Genomic DNA, 20,272 nt, shown 5'->3' on the forward strand with positions numbered 1-20,272 from the left:
TATTCATGAAAGAACCCGAGGTCAAACCCGCTCAATCGCAATGGCCGTACCTTCACCACCGCCAATGCAAATGGCAGCAACACCGCGTTTAAGGCCGCGCTTTTCCAGTGCGTTCAGCAAGGTCACCATGATCCGGGCACCAGACGCGCCAATCGGGTGGCCCAAAGCACAGGCCCCACCATTGACGTTCACGATGTCACGGGACAGACCCATTTCCTGCATGAACGCCATGGGAACCACGGCAAAAGCCTCGTTCACCTCCCACAGATCAACGTCTTCTGCGCTCCAACCCAAGGTATCCAACAGCTTCTTTGCCGCTGGAACCGGGGCCGTCGCAAACAGGCCCGGCGCTTGGGCATGACTTGCATGACCCATCACGCGCGCCCGCACGGTCATCCCCTGCGCTTGTGCCACCTCTTCCGAGGCAAGCACCAAGGCCGCCGCCCCATCCGAGATCGACGACGCATTGGCTGCTGTCACGGTGCCGTCTTTACGAAAGGCAGGTTTCAATGTTGGGATTTTTTCAGGGCGTGCGGTTTTCGGCTGTTCATCCGCATCCGTCACCACATCCCCCTTTCGGGTTTTGAAGGTGACTGCTGCGATTTCACCATCAAAGGCTCCACTCTCTTGCGCGGCCAAGGCATTCGACAGTGATTTGAGCGCATATTCATCCTGCTGCTCGCGGGTGAACTGATAGGTTTCCGCGCAATCCTCGGCAAAGGTGCCCATCAGGCGCCCCTTGTCATACGCATCTTCAAGACCATCAAGGAACATGTGGTCAATCACCTGACCATGACCAATCCGCGCGCCGCCACGCATTTTGGGCAACAGATACGGCGCGTTCGACATGCTTTCCATGCCCCCGGCGATCATCGTGTCCGTATGTCCCAATGCGATCTGATCATAGGCGATCATCGCCGCCTTCATGCCTGATCCACACATCTTATTTAGGGTTGTGGCTGGAACTTCTTCGCCCAAACCGCCAGCAAACCCAGCCTGTCGGGCCGGTGCCTGCCCTTGACCCGCGGGCAAAACGCACCCCATCAGAACTTCGTCTACCGTGTCCACACCGGCGCCATCCAGAGCAGCCTTGATCGCAGCCCCACCAAGATCCGCCGCGCTGAGCCCATCAAAGGCCCCCTGAAAACCACCCATTGGGGTTCGTGCGGCGCCTGCGATAACGACATTTTTCATCTGCTGTTTCCTCCAACTTTCCGGCAATGAATACCGAATAGTAAGAATTGGCGTCTAGCCTATGCGTCGATAGGTAGCCACGAAGGAAGAAAAACATGAGCCTGACCAGTACGCAAAGTGGCGATGCACGTGTCATCACCGTAAGCGCCGATCGTATCGACGCAGCAATGGCCATTCAGTTTAAAGAAGACATGCGAGCAGAAACCGAAGGCGGGCCTGATCGCATTATTCTGGATCTCTCTGCCGTCACTTTTATTGATTCCAGCGGCCTTGGGGCCATTGTCGCATCCATGAAACAATTGGGGGCCAACCGAAAACTGGATTTGGCTGGGTTAACACCCGTCGTGGACAAGGTGTTTCGCCTGACCCGAATGGATACTGTGTTCAATCTGTTCGCGTCCCTTGACGATGCACTCGCTGACGGCGTGAATTGAACTCAACAGGAGTGACCGGTTTGAACCTGAACCGTAGACGAGATGGGTTTGCCTTATCGTTCCGCGCCACAGAGTTGGAAGCGAGGGCTGGAATATGCGCCGTCGCTAGCCAACTCAAAGAACGCGGGTTGTCAGAAGACAAAGCAGGGGACGTTGAAATTGCCTTGGCCGAGGCAATCAACAACGTCGTGGAACATGCCTACACCGGCATTGAGCCAGGCAAAGTGCGCGTAAGGTGCACCTTTCACGTGAACCGGCTGGATGTTCGTATCTGTGACATGGGGCACCCGCTGCCTTCAAATCAGCTGCCTGCAGGGGAAGCCGCCAATCTGGATGTCGACCGGCAAGACCTTCCCGAAGGTGGATTTGGTTGGTTTATGATCCGCCAGATCGCCAGCGATATCAGCTATCAACGGGAAGAGGGGCATAACCTATTGTCCCTGGGTTTTGACCTGCCTTGTACGCAGCCGTGATGAAAAAACTCACCAAACACATTTAAGCCGCATTTGTTTCGCACTGCCGCCCCAAACACACGACATACAGTACGTGTAGCTGCATAAGGCTTCCCTTGGCGTCACGTGTAACAGCCCCCACCCAGTACGTGACGCCGAGGACTATCCTCCCTTTCGAAAACTCACGATTGGAATTCCCGCCTCGGCGACCTACGGTCGATGCGATGAACGGGAAAAGAGGCCCCCATGCGCGACTTTCACTTACCTGGCAGATCTGAGGTTCTGACGAGCAACGGGATGTGTGCCACATCTCACCCCCTTGCAGCTCAGACAGCCGTAGACATCATGAAACAAGGCGGCAACGCCATGGATGCTGCGATTTCCGCTGCTATATTATTGGGCATATGTGAACCGCAAATGACTGGCATTGGGGGGGATTGTTTTGTTCTCTACTCTCGCCCCGGCGACAGTCAAATCCATGCGCTCAACGGGTCAGGGCGCGCACCGCGCGCAGCCAATGCCGCACAATTACGGGACGCTGGACTAGAACATATTCCATTAACCAGCCCGCATTCCGTGACCCTCCCTGGTGCAATGGCTGCGTTTTGCCATCTGGCTGAAACGGTTGGGACACTCGGGCTGGATCATCTACTGCAACCCGCCATCCATTATGCAGATCACGGCGTGCCCGTTGCAGCACGGGTCGCTTTTGATTGGCACGACAGCGCACCCACCCTGCAAGGTGCCGCGCGCACCTCTTACCTCATTGGCGGTCGGCCCCCAAAGGTTGGGGATATCTTTCGCGCACCCGGGCAGGCAGAGGTTTTGCGCCGCGTCGCAAAACATGGCCAAGAGGCATTTTACACGGGCGAAGTCGCCGAAGACATGCACACCGCCCTCACCCAGTTGGGTGGCGTTCACAGCTTACAGGATTTCGCGGACACAACCTGTGATGCAACCACCCCCATCAGCGGTACATACAAAGGCATGGATCTGGTCGAGCACCCGCCAAATGGGCAAGGCGCCACGGCGATTCTGATGCTCAACATCCTCAAGCATTTCGATATTTCCGCGATGGACCCCCTAGGGTCAGAACGCATTCATATCGAGGCAGAGGCCGCAAAGCTGGCCTACGATGCCCGAAATCGCTTTTTGGCCGATCCCGATCACATGGCGCGTCTGGTCTATATGCTCGCCCCGGAAACGGCCGCTGCCCTTGCCGCGTTGATCAATCCCAAACAGGCGATGAAGGCCGCTGCACCGCTCACCGAAGCGGTCCACAAGGACACCATCTATATCACCGTGGTCGACAAAGATCGTATGGCGGTTTCGCTGATCTATTCGATCTTTCACGGTTTCGGATCCGGGATCGCCTCAGAAAAATTCGGCATTCTCCTCCAGAACCGCGGTGCCGGATTTACACTGCAAGACGGACACCCGAACGAGTTGGGCAGTCGCAAGAGGCCGATGCACACTATTATTCCCGGAATGTTATGTGAGGATGGGCAGGTCACAATGCCCTTTGGCGTTATGGGCGGGGCGTACCAACCCAATGGCCATGCTCGATTTGTCTCCAACCTGACGGATTTTGACATGGGATTGCAGCAAACCATTGATGCCCCCCGTGCCTTTGCGGATGCAGGCAAACTCAAAGTAGAACGCGGGTATGGGGACACAGTGCGACAGGAACTGACGGACCTTGGTCATGACGTCGCCGCACCAGACACCGCGATTGGCGGGGCCCAAGCGATTCGTATTCGCCCTGATGGTGTCCTCGAAGGGGCCAGCGATCCACGTAAAGATGGCTGTGCACTGGGCTACTAATGCGAAATCCCCGCTCAATCTGGCGGGGATTTAATCAGTTCAACTGAAAGTGAAGTGGGTAAGACCCGTCCTGAAACGGCCCGAACATGTCGGGAATATCGGGGTGGTCCACAGGTTCACCGGAATAGTCTGCAACCAAGTTTTGTTCGGAGACATAAGCGACATAGTAACTTTGGTCGTTTTCAGCCAGCAAATGATAAAAGGGCTGCTCTTTGACTGGCCGGCTATCTTCGGGAATGGCTTGATACCATTCGTCGGTGTTGGAAAACTGTGGATCCACATCAAAAACCACACCTCTAAACGGGTGTTTCTTGTGGCGAACCACTTGTCCCAAATGATATTTGGCGCGTGTTTTTAGCATTGTCATTTTAGCCCCTATGCCTTGTTAGTACCCCCAAGGCGCCACCATTGTCCAACAATTGATCCGTATTTTAAGGAAACAGTCTGTGAACCTTACTCTAACAGTCATGGAAATCGTCGCTCCCGTTTTTATGTTGGCGGCAGTTGGATTTACCTGGGTGAAGCTTGGATTCGAGTACCGGATTCAGTTCGTCACGCGCTTGGCTACAACACTTGCAGTCCCCTGCCTTATCTTCGTCGCCCTGATGCAGACCGAAATTGCCGGCGATGATCTGGGCCGCTTCACCTTGGCAACGATTGCCGCGAATCTGGCGCTGACCGTGGTGTTTTGGGTCTTTGTGCGGGTAACTGGTATTGATCAGCGCAGCTATCTGTCGCCCCTTGTTTTTGGCAACACCGGAAATCTGGGTCTGCCGCTTTGTATCTTTGCTTTTGGCCAAGCGGGACTGGGCTATGCGGTGGTGTTCCTGTCTGTGACTGCTCTGTGGTCTTTCACCTATGGGATTTATCTGTTTGCGGGACGTGGATCGTTGGGCACCGTTTTGCGACAACCCATGGTCTGGGCGACGATACTTGGCGCCGTCTTCCTGTGGCAGGGCTGGCAAACCCCAACATTCCTGACCAACGGGCTTGAGCTGATCGGGCAAATGGCGGTGCCTATGATGCTTGTCACGCTCGGCGTGGCCGTTGCCCGTTTGACACCCGACAAAATCGGCAAAGCGATCTGGTTGTCTCTGATCAAACTTGTCGTTTCTTTTGCCCTTGGCTGGTCCGTCGCCATATTGTTTGAACTGACCGACGAAGCCTTTGGCGTCTTGGTTTTGCAGATGGTCACCCCGGTCGCAGTTACATCTTACTTGCTGGCCGAACGATTCGGGGCGGACTCAAACGCGGTTGCAGGCATGGTCGTAACCTCAACTCTGATGTCCGTTGCGGCACTCCCGCTGGTATTGGCCATCTTGCTCTAGGAAATGTGATTTCCTCGCAGGCCATCTTGCGTTAATATCTTCGAAAAAAAAGGGCAAGAGGCAGATGAGCAGATCTCTTTGCGCGCTGATACTGGTGCTGCTAGCAGCATCTTGCGGTGGTGGATCAAAAATTCCACCGCGTGATTTGGACAATGCCTGCAGCATTGCCAAACAGCGCCCGGACTATATCAAAGCGTTCAAGAAAACTGAACGCAAATGGGGCGTGCCGGTGCATGTTCAAATGGCGACGATCTATCAAGAAAGCCGTTATCGGGCCGAGGCGCGCACACCGCATAAATATGTGCTCGGGGTCCTTCCGATGGGCCGCCAAAGCAGCGCTTATGGCTACAGCCAAGCGCTGGATGGCACGTGGAAGGAATACAAGAAAGAAACTGGGCGCAGCAGCGCTAAACGGGACCGTATCCGCGACGCCTCTGATTTTGTGGGTTGGTATATGACTATCAGTCGCGATCGGAACGGAATTTCCCTAGGCGATGCGCGCAACCAATATTTGGCCTATCACGAAGGCCACACCGGATTTGCACGCGGGTCTTACAATTCTAAATCCTGGCTTTTGCGCACGGCTGACAATGTTGCCGCTCGTGCAGACATGTACCGTCGCCAAATCGCCAGCTGCCCGAGACGGTTCTGATACACTGGAAACAGAGGACCGCACTTAGCGGTCCTCGCTGGCATTTCCATTGACGAACAGATTCTGGTTCAGGCTGTTCCCCTTGGTCAGTTTCCCCAGAATTACGGTTGTCTGGGACCCTGCCCCATCATGCACAACCCATTTGCGCAATTCGACTGGATCGCCGGTAAACAACAGATCCAGCTTACCATATTGCGGATTTTCAGGGTCCTGCGCCGTCACCACGGTCGAGGTTCCGTCAAACCCATGCCCCACCACCATGTTGGCACGTGAAAGATCGACTTTGCGTGCCAGAATGATCGATAGCGGTGTCCGATTCAGTGGGTATTGCTCCGCAGGCTGGTTGGACTTGGGGTCTTGGATGATGACCGTACCCCCCTTGGCCGTAACAACGGCACTTTCCGGCGGATCATACTCAAACCGCATCCGTCCCGGGCGCTGCAACCACAGCTTACCGGTGGATAGGGACCCGTCATCATTGATCTGCGTAAACGTGGTCTGAACCGTTTTCAGGCGGTTCAGGTATCCCGAAATCTCGTTCAAAGGCAGCTTTTCTGCGGCCCAAGCGGCGGGGGCGCTGAGCGTCAGCGCCAAGGCGAAAGCAATCTGTTTCATGTCACTCCAGATAATCACCCTGCGCGAAATTGAAAGCCGGAACTTACTGTTGTTCCGGTACTAAAATTTCACGCTTACCCACGTGGTTTGCGGGGGACACCAATCCTTCGTCTTCCATCTGCTCCACAAGGCGCGCGGCCTTGTTGTAACCAATGGCGAGCTTACGCTGAATGTAAGATGTCGAACATTTGCGATCCTTGATTACAATCGCCACGGCCGTGTCATACAGCGCATCTTCGCCATCCGAGTTTCCACCCAAGCCAAGCACAGCATCGATATTGCTGGCTTTTTCTTCGTCAGGGCCATCCAACACATTGCTCATGTACTCCGGCGGTCCAAACGCCTTGAGATGGTTCACGATTTCTTCGACTTCTTCATCAGACACAAAAGGGCCGTGGCACCGGGTGATCTTGGCCCCGCCCGCCATGTACAGCATGTCACCCATACCCAACAGTTGCTCGGCGCCCATTTCACCCAAAATGGTACGGCTGTCGATTTTCGAGGTCACCTGGAACGAAATCCGTGTGGGGAAGTTTGCCTTGATCGTACCGGTGATCACATCGACCGACGGACGCTGGGTCGCCATGATCAAGTGAATACCCGAGGCACGCGCCATCTGCGCCAGACGCTGAATGCAGGCTTCGATCTCTTTGCCGGCAACCATCATCAAGTCGGCCATTTCGTCGACGATCACTACGATAAAGGGCATCGCCTCTGGTGCGAACTCTTCCGTCTCGAACACGGGCTCGCCCGTGTCGTCATCAAATCCGGTCTGAACCGTACGACTGAACATTTCACCTTTTTTCAAGGCTTCACGGACCCGACCATTGTAACCTTCGATATTGCGGACGCCCATTTTGGACATCTTGCGATACCGGTCTTCCATCTCGCCCACGGTCCACTTCAAGGCCACAACAGCCTTTTTAGGGTCCGTCACAACGGGAGAGAGCAGGTGTGGAATGCCATCATAAACGGACAGTTCCAACATCTTAGGGTCAATCATGATCAACCGGCATTCATCCGGTGTCAGCTTGTAAAGCAGCGACAAGATCATCGTGTTGATTGCAACCGATTTACCCGACCCCGTGGTCCCCGCAATCAGCAGGTGAGGCATCTTGGCAAGGTTCGCAACAACCGAGTCGCCACCGATATCTTTACCCAAAGCAAGCGGCAGGCTCATGTTGCTGTCACCGAAATCACGGCTGGCCAGGATCTCACGCAGAACAACCTTTTCCCGATTTTCATTCGGCAGTTCGATCCCGATAACGGACCGACCCGGAACCGTAGAAACACGCGCCGACAGTGCCGACATAGAGCGCGCAATATCATCCGCCAGACCAATAACGCGGCTGGCTTTCAAACCTGGCGCGGGTTCCAGTTCGTACATCGTGACAACCGGACCGGGGCGAACCGAAACGATTTCGCCCTTTACACCGTAGTCATCCAACACGTTTTCCAGCATCCGCGCGTTTTCTTCCAACGCTTCGTCACTCAGATGATGGCGTTCAATATCCATTGGGTTGGCCAACAACCCGAGCGGAGGCAATTCAAACTCGTCTGGTTTTTCCTCAAACTCCAATGCGGGCTGTTCTTCGGCCTGCGCCCGGCGCGAGGGCAGCGTTGGCTTGCGAACAGGCTGCTCAACGACAGCGCGACGTGGCTCGGCCACTGGGATTTGCGGCGAAACCGGCGCAGTTTGCATGCGTGGCAAAGGATCAGCAACGTCTTGCTGCATAGGTGTCACCGGTTGCGTCATTTGCGGCGCAGGCTCGGTGCGCACAACCGGAGCAATCGTAGCCTGAGGTACAGGTTGGGGCGCCGCGACCGGAGCAATCGTAGCCTGAGGCGCAGGTTGAGGCACCGTGACAGGAGCAATCGTAGCCTGAGGCGCGGGTTGGGACACCGTGACCGGAGCAATCGTAGCCTGAGGCGCGGGTTGGGACACCGTGACCGGAGCAACCGTCACTTGGGGTGCAACCCGTGGCATTGGCACCGCCGACATCGCTGGCTCGGCTGGCATTTGCGGCGTCATGACCGGAGGCTCTGCAGGCATTGCAACCTGCGGCGCGACCTGAGGGGCCATAACGGGCGGTTCAGGTGGCAGCTCAACTTCGCGCGTCATCATGGGCTCAGCTGGCTGTTGTGAGACTGGAGGCGTCGTATCCAAAACCAAGGGATCGGGCCCCCGACCCCGGCCTTTTGTCAAAGGACGTGTTGGATCTGGCTGCGGTTCTGGTGGTGTATCGATGCGTTGGCGCGACCGAACAGCATCAGCGATTTTCGCTTTGATACGATCATCACCGGGCATGGCATTGTACCCTTGAATCGGCGCAGGCTCGACCAACTCGGGCTCTGGCATCGGCTCTGGGCGGCGGATCAAACTTGGCATCCGGGCCAACAAACCCTGCTTGGGTTCGGGTTGGACAACCGGCTCTGGCTCAGGTTGCTCCATTTCTTGACGTACTGGTTCTTCGTACAGCGGCTCTTCGACGACTGCGTTGGCTTCAGCTTCAGCGCGGGCGGCGTATGCAGCTTGCTCTGCCAACCCTGCCTGCTCAGCAGCATAGCGCTCCGCTTCCTTTCGTTCGGTCCGTTGTGCTTGTCGGGTGCGGGCAGCTTCGACCGTGGCGGAGGCTCCACGCCCCAGTAAGGTCATCAAGGCCCCGTAACACACGATGATGCCAACTATGACAAACCGCAGCCCTTTTTGAACGTCCGCGCGTGTAAATCCAAGAACGAAGACAGCCAAGGACACCATGCCAACCGCCATCAACAGCGACATTAGTTTGATCATGAAATGCGAGCCAATTGGCAACAGAGTCAGCAATGCGCCCATGACGGTATCGCCGAACAACCCACCCAGACCAAAGCTGTGCGTATTCCGCCATTCCAATCCCGGCACCAAAGTTGAGGCATAGATGGCCACAACCGCGATCCAGATCGGCACAAAAATCAACCGCGCGACGGCCCGGTCTTCACCCCAATGCCCCGCAAACCGAATGCCCCAACCGATCAAAACCAGAGCAAGGCCCCAGCTGCCCCAGCCCACAATCATGAACAATGGCGCGGCAATGGATGCCCCGATCCGGCCCATCCAGTTCTGCACAGGCGCATCCGTCGAAACCATCCAGTTTGGATCATCCGGCGTATAAGATCCGATCATGGCAGCGGCCATCAGACCAAGAATGATCAAAGCGATGCCGATCAATTCCTTACCGCGTTTCTCGATTGCCGCCTGCATAGTGCTGTCCAACAATGGGTCACGTCCCCGAGCGTTATATGATGCCATGCTTACCCTCGAATCTTATCTGTACAAACAATCGCGCAGCATTGTCAGCCCGCGTTGCGTATCTGTTTTTGGGGCCACCATCGCGACCCGAATATATCCTTCACCCGGGTTTTGACCCGGATCGCCTTGCGCCAGATAGGCCCCGGGCAACACACGTACACCCGTTTCCTGCCACAGCTTCAGCGCGGCCTGTTCGCCGTTATCAACGGGCAGCCACAGGAAAAAACCGGCCTCAGGGGACTGGTATCCCTGAACACCGCCTAAAATTTCGTCCGCGATTTCGAACTTTTCCCGATAAAGCGCGCGATTTTCTTCGACATGCACCTCGTCGGCCCAAACCCGAGTCGCCACGGCTTGCAAAGGTGCTGGCAATGGAGCCCCGGAATAGGCGCGCAATTGCTTGATCCGTTTGATCGTCTCAGGACCACCCGCAACCAGTCCTGATCGCAACCCGGCCAAGTTTGAACGCTTGGACAGGGAATTGAACAGAACCACCCGCTCAGGATCAGCACCCAGCTCTTGCGCAACACTCAATACACCCGTGGGGGCCTCATTACGGTAAATCTCGGAATAACATTCATCTGCAAAGATTCGGAAATCATACTGCTCTGCCAGCCGGATCAGATCCGCCCAGTAATCGCGCGAGGCAACAGCCCCTTGTGGATTGGCCGGCGAACAGATGTACGCCACAGCTGTCCGGTTCAAGACATCCTCGGGCAGGCTGGTGTAATCCGGCAAATGATTTGTTGCAGCCGTTGCGGGCACAAATCGCGGCTCTGCACCAACAGAAATCGCGGCAACCATGTAAACCTGATAAAACGGGTTCGGCGACAGAACGATCGGTTTTTGCCCGTTCTTCTGTTCAGGGCACAAAGCCATCGCCGCGTTGTAAAGCCCCTCGCGTGTGCCGTTCAGCGCCATCACCTGCGTGCTGGCATCCATAGCCACACCATAACGGCGCTTGATCCAGTCACTGATCGCCCCGCGCAAAGCATCCGACCCATCATTTGGCGGATAGCCCTGAAAACCGGCGGCATTTTCCATGATCACATCGGGCACCCACGCGGGGAACGCGTGCTTCGGCTCACCAATGGTCATGTGAACAACGTCACCCCCCGGTTGGTGATGATCCAACAGGGCGCGCAAACGCGGGAATGCATAGGCCGGTAGGTTCGAGAACCGCTCGGGGAAATCCATACTGTACTGCCTCAAAGTCGGGATCATTCACGCCCCGTTTGAAACCAAGTTACAGATGCACCGCCCTCACGTCCAGACAAAGCATTGCACGCGCTTGCAATTGTGGCATTCAGGTCAGCGCCATTTCTGCGGCCGCTCCCATTCGCAACAATGCCTCTTCGCAATCCGGCGCACCCATCATCATCAAACCGCAACTTGGCGTGCCCGTTGGCAGGGTCAGCGCCGAAAGACCCAACAGGTTCCCGATCCGCGTGTTGCGCAGCGCCAACAGATTTTCGGTCACATAATAATCATGATCTGTCATCAACCGATCCAGATTCGGCGGCAGAATCGGCGATGTCGGTGCCAACACCGCATCAAATCCCGCTGCTGCCGCATCCCAAGCTGCACGACACCCTTCCAGCTTGGCCCAAGCTGCCACATAATCGGGGCCGGAATACCCAGCGCCGGACCGGAACCGTTCCAAAATCTCGGCATACATCGCGTCTGGATTGGCCTCGATCACATCGCGCCACAACCCATACGCCTCGGCCGTGTACAGCGGACCGGTCAGGGTCATCGCGTCGGACACCTCAGGCACATGCAACGGCACAATCTCTGCCCCCGCATCACTCAGTCGTTTCAACGCGCTTTCATAGGCCGCACCGGGGCCATCACGCACATCTTCCAGAACGACAGTCTGAAGCGCTGCAAACCGCCGCCCCTTAAGCGAAGCCCCCTTGAGATCCGCAACTTTCCCGTCCTCCAGCATCGCCAACATCTGCGCTGCATCCTCAACAGAACGGGTCAGCGGACCAATGGTGTCAAATTTCAAACACAGCGGAACCACCCCTTCGAGGCTGAGCCGACCCGACGTGGTTTTCAACCCAACCAGATCATTCCACGCCGCAGGAATACGCACCGAACCCCCAGTGTCTGACCCAATACCACCCGCAGCCAAATCCCACGCGACCGACGCCCCAGCGCCGGACGAAGATCCCCCCGGAACAGCAGTTTCGTCATTCACACAGGGCGGCGTGTCCGTGATGGGGTTCAACCCAAGACCCGAAAACGCCAGCTCGCTCATATGGGTCTTGCCCAGACACACAGCCCCGCGCGCCGTTGCATTCCGCAACACCCACGCATCGCGATCCGGCACGCGACCCGCCAACAAGGCAGACCCGGCTTCGGTTCCGGTCCCAGCTGTATCAAACAGGTCTTTCCAACTGATCGGCACCCCATCCAATAACGACAGCCGTCGCCCAACCTGCGCCCGATCTCGCGCAGCGCCAGCTTCGGCCAAGGCCCGATCAGCCGTCACACGCGCATAGATACGGTCGCGGTGGGGGTGGCTCGCAATAGCATCCAGATAACATTGCGTCAGCTCAACCGGGTCTATCTCACCCGTCCCGATACCCCGCCCCAGATCACTCGCCGTCATTGTCAGCCAATTTTGCATATCGCTCCGCCCGCCTGCTGTGGTGTGTCGCGACGGTAGCGACAGCATGGGGCATGGACAATCCCGAAAGGCCGCGCATATTGCACCTCATGAACACGTCATCTGATATCCTGATTGTTGGTGGAGGCCTGAACGGCCCCGCTTTGGCATTGGCGCTTGCGGATACCGGCCATTTGGTCACGGTGATTGATACGCTTAGCGTGACGGCCCGCGCTGACACGGCCTTTGACGGGCGCGGCTATGCGCTCGCGCTCGCCTCGCAAAGATTGCTCAAGGCGATTGGCGTCTGGGCCAGCATTGCGGATCACGCGCAACCGATGCTGGAAATCAAAGTGACCGATGGCCACGCAGGCAGCGGCCCGTCACCGTTTTTCATGCACTTTGACCACGCCGAACTGGAAGAAGGCCCAATGGGCTATATGGTCGAAGACCGCCATTTGCGCCCTGCTTTCCTCGCGGCGATGGCAGACCACCCCAACATCACACAGATCAGCGGCAAAACGGTTGTCGCCCAAAGCACCGATATCAGCGGTGTGAGCGTGACATTGGACGACGGCAGCACGCTCTCGGGTCGGGTTCTGGTCGGGTCAGATGGCCGCAAAAGCGGCACCGCCAAACGCGCCGGCATCAAACGTTCCGGGTGGGACTACGGTCAAACGGCGTTGGTCTGCGCCATCGACCATGAATTGCCCCACAACGGTGTCGCCCATCAGTTCTTTATGCCCCCCGGCCCCTTGGCAATCCTCCCTCTCACCGGCAACCGCAGTTCGATCGTCTGGAGCGAAAAGACTGAAACGGCGCATCAAATCAATGCCATGACGGATGCGGACTACCTGCAAGCGTTGCAGCCCCGATTTGGGGATTTTCTGGGTGAGATCAAACTCGCAGGCGCGCGCTTTACCTATCCGCTGAACCTGACCATCGCTAATTCATTCATCGCAAATCGCATGGCCCTGATCGGGGATGCCGCCCACGGCATGCACCCCATCGCAGGCCAGGGCCTGAATGCTGGCCTGCGCGACGTGGGCGCCTTGGCCGAGGTTCTGACCCTTGCAGGACGACGCGGCGAAGATATTGGCGGGCAGCTTGTGCTGGAACGGTATCAGGAATGGCGCCGGTTCGACACGGCGACCCTGGCGATGGCCACAGATGTGTTCAACAAGCTGTTTTCCAACGACAACCCCATCCTCCGTCTGGGGCGCGACATTGGCATGGGCGTTCTGGGATCCCTGCCCGGTCTGCGCCGTGGGTTCGTGCGCGAAGCCGCCGGTCTGACCGGCGACCTGCCTGTGTTGCTACAAGGCAAGCAAATCTAGCGCGCTCAATCCAGCGCGCGCGCCTCGTCAATCAACATAACCGGAATGCCATTTCGGATAGGAAAGGCAAGTCCTGCCGCGCGAGAAATCAATTCTTGCTTGGCCGCGTCATATTCCAACGTCCCTTGCGTTTGCGGACAAATCAACGCCTCCAGCATACGGCGATCAAACACAGATTGCGTTTCAGTCATTGGAGCGTTTCCTCGTTCGTGCCGCCGCGCAGGGCGAATTCTATTAATGTAACCAGCGTTTCCCGGCGCGTTTTCAGGCAAGGTGCCTCTAGCAACGCTTGTCTTTCTTCAGGCTCGAAAGGCAGAATGATCGACAACGAATTGACCAGCAATTCATCATCCGCGTCCTGCAACTCCCCCCAATCTGATGACATGTTTTGCGCCACCAAATACCGCTTAAGAAGGTCCAAGAACGTCGGACGATCAAAGTGCTCATCCGTTTCGCTGCGCCCCAGATCTCGTTGAAACCCCTTCCAACACACGGAATACCGACGATACGGGGAAAAGCCGTGTACCTCGTCCTTGACCCTGAAACGCGAAATCCCCGTCAGGGTAACCATGTACCGGCCGTCTTCTGTCTCAGAAAACTGAGTGATCCGCCCCGCACAGCCAATCATTTGCAATTTATCCTCGTCGCCAGGGACTGGGTTGGGTTGAACCATCCCGATCAAGCGATGAGGCGTTTTCAGCGCGTCCTCCAGCATCTGAAGGTAGCGCGGCTCAAAGATATGAAGCGGCAACCGCGACCGAGGCAACACAAGCGCCTGTCGCAGCGGAAACACCGCAAGCATATCCGGAAGGTCAGCAGATTGCATCATACAACCGATTGTAGCCCGTATCTGACCTTAGGCAAATATCATTGAACTCAGCTTGCGGCGTCCGTTCAAAACGATCGGGTCATTGGCCTTAAGCGCATCGAAAATGGTGAACAGCTGGGTTTTGGCCGCGCCCTCGTTCCATTCCCGATCTTGGCGGAACAATTCCAGCAACTGCGCCACCGCCTCTTCGACCTGATCCGAGGCATGCAAGGCCAGCGCCAAATCAAACCGCGCTTGCGGATTGTTTGGGTCCGCCTCAACCGCTGCGGTCAATTCAGCCACAGGACCGGCATCTGCGGCCTGCTTTGCCAATTCAAGCTGCGCATGTGCAGCTTCCAACTCAGCACTTTCCGAAATCTCGGCAGGGGCCCCGTTCAAAACGGCTTCGGCCTGTTCCAGATCTTCCAGCGCGATATGGGCGCGTACCAAACCGCCATAGGCTGCGGCGTGGTTCGGATCTTCGCCCAAGATGGCCGCAAACGTTTCAACCGCATCGGCAAACGCGCCCTCGGTCATCATCTCTTCCGCGGCAGCTACGGCATCATCCAAACCGCCATCCGGCATCTCACCACCACCCGCAGCAACCACGCGCTCCACAAACGCGGTAATTTCGGACCCTGGTACAGCGCCCTGAAACCCATCGACGGGCTGGCCTTTGTAAAACGCATAAACGGTGGGGATCGACTGGATCTGCAACTGACCCGCAATCATCTGCGCCTCGTCCACGTTGACCTTGACCATCTTGACCGCGCCTTTGGCAGCAGTCACCGCGTCTTCCAACAGTGGGCCCAGCGTTTTGCATGGACCACACCAAGGGGCCCAGAAATCAACAATCACCGGCACCTCTTGCGAGGCTTCGACAACATCCACCATGAAACTGGCTTCGGTTGCGTCCTTGATCAAATCAGCGGCGGGGGTGCCACTTGCACCGTTCAGAATTTCCATGACATGCTTCTCCGGTTCGAGCTTGCCCCCTATATGCAAGCGGACGGCCCGGAAACCAAGAGAGGAGTTGCCGATTTGACCTCACAGCGCTGGGATATCTTCAAAGCTTCAGAGCGTTTTATGGCAATGGACGAGGCCGCGTGGGCCCGTCATGCCAATCCGCTCAGTGTTTATAGCCGATTTTCGATCCTGCCTTTGATGTCACTCGCAATCTGGAGCCGCGTGTGGATCGGATGGTGGGCCGTGGCTGCTGTGGCACTGGTCGTGCTGTGGACATGGTGGAATCCCCGTGCCTTTGGTCCACCCGCATCAACGCACGGCTGGGCATCCCGTGGCACCTTTGGCGAGCGGGTTTTCTTAAACCGGAAATCGCTGCCGGTTCCGCACCATCACGTGGTCTGGGCAAAACTCCTCACCGGCGTATCTGCGGTTGGGATAGTGCCGTGGATCTATGGCCTATGGGCGCTGGATCTGTCGGCGGTTTTGTTGGGTCTTGCCCTGATCGTCGGGGGCAAAACCTGGTTCGTGGATCGCATGGTCTGGCTGTATCAGGACATGAAAGATCAGGACCCGACCTATGCCAGCTGGCTGCGCTAAATGTCGAAGGTCGCAAAAACAGGCGCGTGGTCGCTAGGTTTTTCCCAACCGCGCGCATCCCGCATGACCCGGCTGGAATGACCCGCGTTTGAAATATCACCCGTTGCCCAGACGTGATCCAACCGTCGTCCTTTGTCGGCGGCATCCCAATCCTTGGCCCGGTACGACCACCATGAATACAGCTTGCCATCCGGAATATCCTGCCGCGTGACATCGACCCAATTCCCCGCGTCCTGCGCTTGGGCCAGATGCTCAACCTCGGTCGGCGTATGGCTCACGATCTTGAGCAATTTCTTATGATCCCAAACATCGTCTTCGCGCGGGGCAATGTTCAAATCCCCGACAAGAATGGACTTTTCCGGCTTGTCGCCATGAAACCAATCCCGCATTTCAGTGAGGTAATCGAGCTTTTGACCAAACTTTTCGTTCTTTTCCCGGTCCGGGACGTCGCCGCCGGCAGGAACATAAAAGTTGTGGATCGTCACACCGTTCTCAAGCTGTCCGGCGATATGACGGGCATGGCCCAAATCAGCGAAATCCTGCGCGCTAACCTCTTTGATCGGCATCCGCGACAGGATCGCAACGCCGTTGTATCCCTTTTGACCGCGGGCAACCATGTGGGTGTAGCCCAACGCCGCGAACCCCTCTAACGGGATCTTGTCCACCGGGCTTTTACACTCCTGCAGACACAGCACATCGGGGGCTTCTTCCTCCAACAGCTTCAGCACAATCGGCTCACGCAGACGGACCGAGTTGATGTTCCATGTAGCAAGGGTAAAGGGCATGCGTTCGACTTTCCTGGTTCGCGGTCACCGCAACCTAGCGCGCGTACCCCGCGTGCGCCATCGCAAAGCGAACCAAAAAAAAAGACCGGGCACGAGGCCCGGCCAAGTCCAACAGGGAGGTGTATGTCATGACCCGGACATACACGGGATAGTCAGTGTTTAAACATGAGACCAAAGTACTTCTTTGATCTGAGTCAACACACTCAGGCCACCAAACGATAGCCGCCCGATTCGGTCACCAACAGGCGTACATTTGCCGGATCGGGTTCAATCTTCTGGCGTAGACGATAGATATGGGTCTCCAACGTGTGCGTTGTAACCCCCGCATTGTAACCCCAGACCTCGTGCAGCAAAACGTCGCGAGCAACCACACCATCGGTCGATCTGTACAAGAACTTGAGAATGTTGGTTTCTTTTTCGGTCAGACGGATCTTGCGATCATCTTCGGTCACCAACATTTTCATCGCAGGCTTGAACGTATAGGGCCCAAGCGTGAAAACAGCATCTTCTGACTGCTCATGCTGGCGCAATTGGGCCCGAATGCGCGCCAAGAGGACCGGGAATTTGAACGGCTTGGTCACATAATCATTGGCCCCTGCATCCAATCCAAGGATGGTGTCCGCATCCCCGTCATGTCCGGTCAGCATCAGAATCGGGCTTTTGACACCCTGCTTCCGCATCAGGCGGCACAGTTCGCGACCGTCGGTATCTGGCAGACCAACGTCCAGAATGACCAAGTCATACAGCGCCTCTTTGACCCGCTCCATTGCGCTCTGGCCATCGTGGGCCTCGAACACATCGAAATCTTCGGTCATGATCAGCTGCTCGCTGAGCGCTTCGCGCAGGTCTTCGTCGTCGTCTACCAGCAAAATCTTTTTGAGCTGAGCCATCACGCTGTCCTCCTTTTTCCTACCTACCACTTGAGGGTGCTAAACGCGTTCGACAAGTTTTACTGCAACTCTCTCACGCCCTCGTGTCTGTCGTAGCGGAAATGTTTCACATTTCCTTCAAAGCGGATTAGGAAAAGCACAGAACGTTATAGGATAACACTCATGAGTCTCATCCCGGATATCACCGAACTTCTTGCGCGGGCGCGGGCTGATCTGCGTATGGGCGTCCCCGTCGTCTTGACCGACGATGCCGGGCTAAGCGTGCTTGCGATCTCGGCCGAGTCCCTGACCGCGCAGAGACTCGCCGACTTGCGCGGCATAGGAGAGGCGCCAGTGATTGCCATCACGGTACGGCGCGCCGACACGCTCAAGGCGCGGGCCTATGATGGGGATCTGGCACGCGTCACGATTCCAGCAGATGCCGATCTGGGCTGGGTGCAAGCCGTTGCAGATCCATCCGATGACCTGAATGCCCCCCTCAAGGGCCCCCTGATGACGGAACGCCAAGGCTCAGCCAGCCTGCACCGTATCGCAATTGCCCTCACAAAATCCGCCCGTCTGCTGCCCGCCGCCGTGGTCATGCCAATTGAAGACGGGCGCGGCTTCGCGGGATCGAATGGGCTGACCCTGATCGATCACGCCCGCGCAGCCCCACATTTAACCGAACGCAGCCCGCTGCATGAAATCGTCGCCGCTCGCTTGCCGATGGAGGTGTCTGAGGCCGGTCGGCTTCACGTTTTCCGTCCCGAAGACGGCGGCGAAGAACACTATGCGATTGAAATCGGCCGTCCAGACCGAGAGAAACCGGTTCTGGCGCGTCTCCACTCGGCTTGCTTTACCGGTGATCTGATGGGCAGCCTGAAATGTGACTGCGGTCCGCAATTGCGTGGCGCCTTGGCCCAAATGGGTGCCGAAGGGTCCGGCGTATTGCTCTACCTCAACCAAGAGGGGCGCGGCATTGGCCTCGCCAACAAGATGCGTGCCTATTTCTTGCAAGATCAGGGCTTTGACACCGTCGAGGCCAATCACAGGCTGGGTTTTGAAGACGATGAACGCGACTTTAGACTTGGCTCAGATATCCTGAAATCTCTGGGTTTTAAATCTGTGCGCTTGCTGACCAACAACCCCAACAAGATCGCGATGATGGAACGCACCGGCATTGCAGTCACCGAACGTGTGGCCCTGAAAGTTGGTGAAAACGCTCACAACCGGGACTATTTGGCGACCAAAGCCGCGAAATCCGGGCACTTGCTGTGACCCCGTTTGATATGGTCGTAACGCCCAAAGGCCTGCGATTTCACGGGCGCACCTTGCCCTGTTCGCTTGGCAAAGGTGGCCTCACGCACGACAAGAAAGAAGGCGATGGCGCGACCCCCATTGGCGTTCTGGAAATCGTCGGAATGCTCTATCGCGCGGATCGCATCACTGCGCCGACCCCGTGGGCCGAGGCGATTGGCCCACGCGATCTGTGGTCAGATGACGGCGCAGATAGTGATTATAATCAATGGGTTCTCGCCCCACATCCGTACAGCCACGAACATCTTCGACGGGCTGATCCACTCTATGATCTGGTGCTGATCACGGATTGGAATTGGCGCGATGCCGTGCCGGGTCGCGGCTCAGCGATCTTTATGCACCAATGGCGTCGCCCCGGATATCCCACCGAAGGATGCGTTGCCCTGTCCCGTGAAAACTTGCGGTGGGTGGCCGAACGCATAACGCCCGGCACTCGTTTGATTATTCCGTCGGCTTAACGCGATCTCCGAAAATAGCGGACCCAACACGCACGTGCGTTGCCCCCAAAGCGATCGCCTTTTCAAAATCGCTGCTCATCCCCATCGACAGCCCTGTCAGACCATTGCGCGCCGCAATCTTGGCCAGCAACGCAAAGTGCAGCGCCGCCTCCTCCTCAACAGGGGGAATGCACATAAGCCCTTGAATCGGAAGATCCATTTTCACGCAATCCGCGATAAAGTCGTCCGCATCAGCCGGTAGAATTCCGGCCTTTTGCTCTTCTTCACCGGTGTTCACTTGCACAAACAAATCCGGGCAGGTCCCGCGCTCTTGCGCCAAACGCGCCAAGGTCGCGGCCAATTTGGGGCGGTCGACCGAATGAATGGCATTGCACAGCTCAACAGCCTGCCGGGCTTTGTTCGTTTGCAACGGCCCAATCAGATGTAAATCGATATCCGAAAACTGCTCCATGAAGCCCGGCCATTTTCCGGCGGCTTCTTGCACCCGGTTTTCACCAAAACACCGATGGCCTTGGGTCAACACCGCCTCAACCCTCTCATTGGGTTGAACTTTTGAGACAGCGATCAGATGGACCGACCCTGCGTCCCGCCCAGCGGCCTTTTCTGCAGTGCTAATGCGGGCTTGAATCTCTTGCAGCGACATACGCGAACCTCATCTTCGTTTGGCAGCAGAGAAACACCATGTAGCCCAAAAAGAAAAGGGCGAGCTCGAAAGAGCCCGCCCCAAAAGTCA

Annotated in this window: 21 protein-coding genes; 9 read left to right on the top strand and 12 right to left on the bottom strand. The window is 56.8% G+C overall.

Going from position 1 to position 20,272, the window contains the following annotated elements:
- Nucleotides 1-21 precede the first annotated feature (21 nt).
- Nucleotides 22-1,194 carry a thiolase family protein gene (locus ABWV33_RS04780; protein ID WP_113822340.1) on the bottom strand — a complete coding sequence of 391 codons (1,173 nt, stop codon included), beginning with the start codon at nucleotides 1,192-1,194 and terminating at the stop codon, nucleotides 22-24.
- A 95-nt stretch (nucleotides 1,195-1,289) separates the two neighbouring features.
- Here ABWV33_RS04780 and ABWV33_RS04785 point away from each other — a divergent pair, with 95 nt between their 5' ends.
- The 3 genes from ABWV33_RS04785 (at nucleotide 1,290) to ABWV33_RS04795 (ending at nucleotide 3,904) form a co-directional block, all read left to right on the top strand.
- Entirely contained in the window at nucleotides 1,290-1,628 is a 339-nt protein-coding gene (locus tag ABWV33_RS04785; protein ID WP_113822341.1) for an STAS domain-containing protein, read from the top strand.
- A gap of 20 nt (nucleotides 1,629-1,648) precedes the next feature.
- Nucleotides 1,649-2,101 (top strand): ATP-binding protein, encoded by a 453-nt coding sequence (locus ABWV33_RS04790; RefSeq protein ID WP_113822342.1) that lies wholly within the window; start codon nucleotides 1,649-1,651, stop codon nucleotides 2,099-2,101.
- A gap of 225 nt (nucleotides 2,102-2,326) precedes the next feature.
- Nucleotides 2,327-3,904: a gamma-glutamyltransferase family protein gene (locus ABWV33_RS04795; RefSeq protein WP_353329316.1), complete on the top strand. Its 1,578-nt coding sequence runs from the start codon at nucleotides 2,327-2,329 to the stop codon at nucleotides 3,902-3,904.
- 34 nt (nucleotides 3,905-3,938) lie between these two features.
- On the opposite strand, the gene hspQ is transcribed toward ABWV33_RS04795, so the two are convergent.
- Complete coding sequence (gene hspQ / locus ABWV33_RS04800) at nucleotides 3,939-4,265, bottom strand: heat shock protein HspQ (RefSeq protein ID WP_113822461.1); 327 nt, start codon at nucleotides 4,263-4,265, stop codon at nucleotides 3,939-3,941.
- A gap of 85 nt (nucleotides 4,266-4,350) precedes the next feature.
- Between hspQ and ABWV33_RS04805 the strand changes: the two genes are divergently transcribed.
- Together ABWV33_RS04805 and ABWV33_RS04810 are read left to right on the top strand one after the other, a co-directional pair.
- Nucleotides 4,351-5,232, top strand: a complete 882-nt coding sequence (locus tag ABWV33_RS04805) for an AEC family transporter (protein ID WP_113822344.1) — start codon at nucleotides 4,351-4,353, stop codon at nucleotides 5,230-5,232.
- Nucleotides 5,233-5,296: 64 nt separating this feature from the next.
- On the top strand, nucleotides 5,297-5,884 hold the full coding sequence (locus ABWV33_RS04810) for a transglycosylase SLT domain-containing protein (RefSeq protein ID WP_113822345.1): 588 nt from the start codon (nucleotides 5,297-5,299) through the stop codon (nucleotides 5,882-5,884).
- Nucleotides 5,885-5,908: 24 nt separating this feature from the next.
- Here the strand turns inward: ABWV33_RS04810 and ABWV33_RS04815 are convergent, their stop codons facing one another.
- The 4 genes from ABWV33_RS04815 to ABWV33_RS04830 form a co-directional block, all read right to left on the bottom strand.
- Entirely contained in the window at nucleotides 5,909-6,499 is a 591-nt protein-coding gene (locus ABWV33_RS04815; protein WP_353329317.1) for a LolA family protein, read from the bottom strand.
- Nucleotides 6,500-6,542: 43 nt separating this feature from the next.
- Nucleotides 6,543-9,788: a DNA translocase FtsK gene (locus ABWV33_RS04820; protein ID WP_353329318.1), complete on the bottom strand. Its 3,246-nt coding sequence runs from the start codon at nucleotides 9,786-9,788 to the stop codon at nucleotides 6,543-6,545.
- Between the two features lie 15 nt (nucleotides 9,789-9,803).
- Nucleotides 9,804-10,985 carry an aminotransferase class I/II-fold pyridoxal phosphate-dependent enzyme gene (locus ABWV33_RS04825; protein ID WP_353329319.1) on the bottom strand — a complete coding sequence of 394 codons (1,182 nt, stop codon included), beginning with the start codon at nucleotides 10,983-10,985 and terminating at the stop codon, nucleotides 9,804-9,806.
- A 109-nt stretch (nucleotides 10,986-11,094) separates the two neighbouring features.
- Entirely contained in the window at nucleotides 11,095-12,423 is a 1,329-nt protein-coding gene (locus ABWV33_RS04830; RefSeq protein ID WP_353329320.1) for an amidase, read from the bottom strand.
- Nucleotides 12,424-12,512: 89 nt separating this feature from the next.
- Here ABWV33_RS04830 and ABWV33_RS04835 point away from each other — a divergent pair, with 89 nt between their 5' ends.
- Nucleotides 12,513-13,739 carry an FAD-dependent monooxygenase gene (locus ABWV33_RS04835; RefSeq protein WP_353329321.1) on the top strand — a complete coding sequence of 409 codons (1,227 nt, stop codon included), beginning with the start codon at nucleotides 12,513-12,515 and terminating at the stop codon, nucleotides 13,737-13,739.
- A 5-nt stretch (nucleotides 13,740-13,744) separates the two neighbouring features.
- Here the strand turns inward: ABWV33_RS04835 and ABWV33_RS04840 are convergent, their stop codons facing one another.
- From ABWV33_RS04840 to trxA, 3 genes are read right to left on the bottom strand one after another with little or no spacing between them, the layout of a single operon-like run.
- Nucleotides 13,745-13,930, bottom strand: coding sequence for a Trm112 family protein (locus ABWV33_RS04840; RefSeq protein ID WP_113822351.1), 186 nt, complete (start codon nucleotides 13,928-13,930; stop codon nucleotides 13,745-13,747).
- Nucleotides 13,927-14,568 carry an LON peptidase substrate-binding domain-containing protein gene (locus tag ABWV33_RS04845; RefSeq protein WP_353329322.1) on the bottom strand — a complete coding sequence of 214 codons (642 nt, stop codon included), beginning with the start codon at nucleotides 14,566-14,568 and terminating at the stop codon, nucleotides 13,927-13,929. Before ABWV33_RS04845 ends, ABWV33_RS04840 begins: the two co-directional genes overlap by 4 nt.
- A 27-nt stretch (nucleotides 14,569-14,595) precedes the next feature.
- Nucleotides 14,596-15,513: a thioredoxin gene (gene trxA, locus ABWV33_RS04850; protein ID WP_164621149.1), complete on the bottom strand. Its 918-nt coding sequence runs from the start codon at nucleotides 15,511-15,513 to the stop codon at nucleotides 14,596-14,598.
- Between the two features lie 75 nt (nucleotides 15,514-15,588).
- Between trxA and ABWV33_RS04855 the strand changes: the two genes are divergently transcribed.
- Nucleotides 15,589-16,110, top strand: a complete 522-nt coding sequence (locus ABWV33_RS04855) for a DUF6653 family protein (protein WP_353329323.1) — start codon at nucleotides 15,589-15,591, stop codon at nucleotides 16,108-16,110.
- Here ABWV33_RS04855 and ABWV33_RS04860 read toward each other — a convergent pair.
- Both ABWV33_RS04860 and ABWV33_RS04865 read right to left on the bottom strand, forming a co-directional pair.
- Complete coding sequence (locus tag ABWV33_RS04860) at nucleotides 16,107-16,895, bottom strand: exodeoxyribonuclease III (protein WP_353329324.1); 789 nt, start codon at nucleotides 16,893-16,895, stop codon at nucleotides 16,107-16,109. The genes ABWV33_RS04855 and ABWV33_RS04860 overlap by 4 nt on opposite strands.
- Nucleotides 16,896-17,098: 203 nt before the next feature.
- The gene (locus ABWV33_RS04865) at nucleotides 17,099-17,785 is read right to left on the bottom strand and encodes a response regulator transcription factor (protein WP_113822355.1); all 687 of its coding nucleotides are present in this window, start codon (nucleotides 17,783-17,785) and stop codon (nucleotides 17,099-17,101) included.
- A gap of 162 nt (nucleotides 17,786-17,947) precedes the next feature.
- On the opposite strand from ABWV33_RS04865, the gene ribA reads away from it, so the two are divergent.
- The gene (ribA, locus tag ABWV33_RS04870) at nucleotides 17,948-19,042 is read left to right on the top strand and encodes a GTP cyclohydrolase II (protein ID WP_113822356.1); all 1,095 of its coding nucleotides are present in this window, start codon (nucleotides 17,948-17,950) and stop codon (nucleotides 19,040-19,042) included.
- Nucleotides 19,039-19,539, top strand: coding sequence for a L,D-transpeptidase family protein (locus tag ABWV33_RS04875; protein WP_353329325.1), 501 nt, complete (start codon nucleotides 19,039-19,041; stop codon nucleotides 19,537-19,539). The genes ribA and ABWV33_RS04875 overlap by 4 nt, the downstream gene beginning before the upstream one ends.
- Here ABWV33_RS04875 and ABWV33_RS04880 read toward each other — a convergent pair.
- The gene (locus ABWV33_RS04880; protein WP_353329326.1) at nucleotides 19,523-20,182 is read right to left on the bottom strand and encodes a YggS family pyridoxal phosphate-dependent enzyme; all 660 of its coding nucleotides are present in this window, start codon (nucleotides 20,180-20,182) and stop codon (nucleotides 19,523-19,525) included. The two genes, ABWV33_RS04875 and ABWV33_RS04880, sit on opposite strands and share 17 nt — an antisense overlap.
- Nucleotides 20,183-20,272 lie beyond the last annotated feature (90 nt).

Source organism: Phaeobacter sp. NW0010-22 (assembly GCF_040365955.1).
In the GTDB taxonomy this organism is placed as follows: domain Bacteria; phylum Pseudomonadota; class Alphaproteobacteria; order Rhodobacterales; family Rhodobacteraceae; genus OMPR01.

Bases quoted from the DNA above. Each gene is read 5' to 3' on its own strand.
- ABWV33_RS04865 (WP_113822355.1), bottom strand. From the start codon at position 17,785: ATGGCTCAGCTCAAAAAGATTTTGCTGGTAGACGACGACGAAGACCTG.
- ABWV33_RS04825 (WP_353329319.1), bottom strand. From the start codon at position 10,985: ATGGATTTCCCCGAGCGGTTCTCGAACCTACCGGCCTATGCATTCCCG.
- ribA (WP_113822356.1), top strand. From the start codon at position 17,948: ATGAGTCTCATCCCGGATATCACCGAACTTCTTGCGCGGGCGCGGGCT.
- ABWV33_RS04795 (WP_353329316.1), top strand. From the start codon at position 2,327: ATGCGCGACTTTCACTTACCTGGCAGATCTGAGGTTCTGACGAGCAAC.
- ABWV33_RS04845 (WP_353329322.1), bottom strand. From the start codon at position 14,568: ATGATGCAATCTGCTGACCTTCCGGATATGCTTGCGGTGTTTCCGCTG.
- ABWV33_RS04810 (WP_113822345.1), top strand. From the start codon at position 5,297: ATGAGCAGATCTCTTTGCGCGCTGATACTGGTGCTGCTAGCAGCATCT.
- ABWV33_RS04860 (WP_353329324.1), bottom strand. From the start codon at position 16,895: ATGCCCTTTACCCTTGCTACATGGAACATCAACTCGGTCCGTCTGCGT.
- ABWV33_RS04820 (WP_353329318.1), bottom strand. From the start codon at position 9,788: ATGGCATCATATAACGCTCGGGGACGTGACCCATTGTTGGACAGCACT.
- ABWV33_RS04780 (WP_113822340.1), bottom strand. From the start codon at position 1,194: ATGAAAAATGTCGTTATCGCAGGCGCCGCACGAACCCCAATGGGTGGT.
- trxA (WP_164621149.1), bottom strand. From the start codon at position 15,513: ATGGAAATTCTGAACGGTGCAAGTGGCACCCCCGCCGCTGATTTGATC.
- ABWV33_RS04830 (WP_353329320.1), bottom strand. From the start codon at position 12,423: ATGCAAAATTGGCTGACAATGACGGCGAGTGATCTGGGGCGGGGTATC.
- hspQ (WP_113822461.1), bottom strand. From the start codon at position 4,265: ATGCTAAAAACACGCGCCAAATATCATTTGGGACAAGTGGTTCGCCAC.
- ABWV33_RS04835 (WP_353329321.1), top strand. From the start codon at position 12,513: ATGAACACGTCATCTGATATCCTGATTGTTGGTGGAGGCCTGAACGGC.
- ABWV33_RS04815 (WP_353329317.1), bottom strand. From the start codon at position 6,499: ATGAAACAGATTGCTTTCGCCTTGGCGCTGACGCTCAGCGCCCCCGCC.
- ABWV33_RS04785 (WP_113822341.1), top strand. From the start codon at position 1,290: ATGAGCCTGACCAGTACGCAAAGTGGCGATGCACGTGTCATCACCGTA.
- ABWV33_RS04840 (WP_113822351.1), bottom strand. From the start codon at position 13,930: ATGACTGAAACGCAATCTGTGTTTGATCGCCGTATGCTGGAGGCGTTG.
- ABWV33_RS04880 (WP_353329326.1), bottom strand. From the start codon at position 20,182: ATGTCGCTGCAAGAGATTCAAGCCCGCATTAGCACTGCAGAAAAGGCC.